Below are 1,531 nucleotides of genomic sequence, written 5' to 3'. Positions count from 1 at the left end.
GCTGGCGCCGGACGGCCCGGGCACCACGGGCCTGGTGGCGCCGGACGCCCGGCTGGCGGAGCTGGCGCACCTGGGGGCGCTGAGCGCGGCGCAGTGCAAGGGGCTGGAGTTCGACGCGGTGGTGGTGGCCGATCCGGCGGCGATCCTGGCGCAGTCCCCGCGCGGCGGCCACGACCTGTACGTGGCGCTGACCCGGGCGACCCGGCGGCTGACGGTGGCTCACCACGGGCCGCTGCCGGAGCCGCTGCGGGCGGCGTTCGCGGGGCGGCCGAAATCGGGGTGATCGGGGCGGGCCGGCGGGGTTAGGGTCCCGCCATGACGACTCGTACGTTCCGGATCATGGTGCGCGGCTCCTTCGACGCGCTCACCCCCGAGCAGCACGCCGAACTGACCGCGGCGGCCGCCGAGCACGACGTGCTGCACGCGCGTTTCACCGACGAGGGGCACCTGACGTACGACCTGTCGGCGCGGCCGTTCTTCACCTTCCGCTTCCTGGAGTACGGGGAGGCGGAGGAGGACGTGGTGGCGGCGTCGGTGCGGGCCGAGACGGCGGCGGAGCTGTGGCTGACGGACCGCGGGTACGGCTACAAGAACCTGAAGTCGCAGGCGCAGGACATGGCGTTGGCGGCGGTGGGCGCGCGGGGCAAGCAGGAGGCCCGCCGGAAGGGCTGACGGCCCGTCAGAACAGGGTGTCCTGTTCGGCCGCGGGGCGGGCCCGGGGCAGCAGGGTGAGGCCGTCGCAGCTGTCGGCGTCCTCGGCGTGCAGGGTCCAGCCGGTGAGCAGGCGGGTGTCGAGCAGCAGCGGGGGTCCGGCGGGCGGGTCGAGGAAGAGGTGGCCGCCGATCGGGCGGCGCAGCCGTCCGGTCAGCCGGGCGCCGTCGCTGAGCGCCTTGACCTGCTGGTACTGGTCGGGGGCGCCGGCGGTGAGGCCGTACAGCTCGACCTGGTCGGTGACGGGGTGGTCGGGCAGCAGGGTGACGGGGTGGTCGGCGAGGAGTTCGAGGGCGCGGGTGCGGCCGGCGGTGAGTTCGGCGTGCCGGTCGGCGGCGGCGGGCAGCGTCCACCAGGCGGGGTACTTGGCGGCGGCGGGGATCCGTTCGCGGGCCAGTCGGGCCCGGGCGACGGTGAGTTCGGCGCGGCGGACGGCGGGCAGCGGGCCGTGGGCGAGGAACGTCCAGGTGAGGGCGGCCTGTTCGAGCAGGCGGACGGTGCCGCGTTCCTCGGCGGTGAGGCCGACCTTGAGCAGGCCGGGGCCGAACCAGGCGAGGTAGAGGCGGTAGCTGCGGCCGTCGTCGAGGATCCGGTCGCGGGCGAGTTGCAGGCCGCGGTCGGCGCTCTGGCAGGTGGGGCACTGGGTGGTGGTGCCGTCGGGTTCGATGGCGGCGCGGTGCGGGCAGGGCCGGTGGCCGAGGGCGGTGCCGGCCCCGGTGCAGCGGCGGGGGCCGGCGATCCGCCAGGCGACGGGGAGTCCGTCGCGTAATAACTTCGTATAGCATACATTATACGAAGTTATACGACACCCCGAAGGAGG

Annotated in this window: 3 protein-coding genes; 2 read left to right on the top strand and 1 reads right to left on the bottom strand. The window is 74.9% G+C overall.

The window, feature by feature from the left end; translation table 11 throughout:
- On the top strand, positions 1 to 283 hold a 283-nt coding region (locus tag KCH_RS45360; protein ID WP_244305748.1), incomplete at its 5' end, for an ATP-binding domain-containing protein.
- Between the two features lie 32 nt (positions 284 to 315).
- On the top strand, positions 316 to 672 hold the full coding sequence (locus tag KCH_RS32305; RefSeq protein WP_035868999.1) for a DUF6204 family protein: 357 nt from the start codon (positions 316 to 318) through the stop codon (positions 670 to 672).
- 7 nt (positions 673 to 679) lie between these two features.
- On the opposite strand, the gene KCH_RS32300 is transcribed toward KCH_RS32305, so the two are convergent.
- On the bottom strand, positions 680 to 1,531 hold an 852-nt coding region (locus KCH_RS32300; protein ID WP_051653691.1), incomplete at its 5' end, for a DUF2797 domain-containing protein.

Origin of the sequence: Kitasatospora cheerisanensis KCTC 2395 (assembly GCF_000696185.1) — a bacterium.
Classification (GTDB): Bacteria; Actinomycetota; Actinomycetes; order Streptomycetales; family Streptomycetaceae; genus Kitasatospora; species Kitasatospora cheerisanensis.
This window is presented reverse-complemented; position numbering and strand designations above follow the sequence as displayed.

Bases quoted from the DNA above. Each gene is read 5' to 3' on its own strand.
- KCH_RS32305 (WP_035868999.1), top strand. From the start codon at position 316: ATGACGACTCGTACGTTCCGGATCATGGTGCGCGGCTCCTTCGACGCG.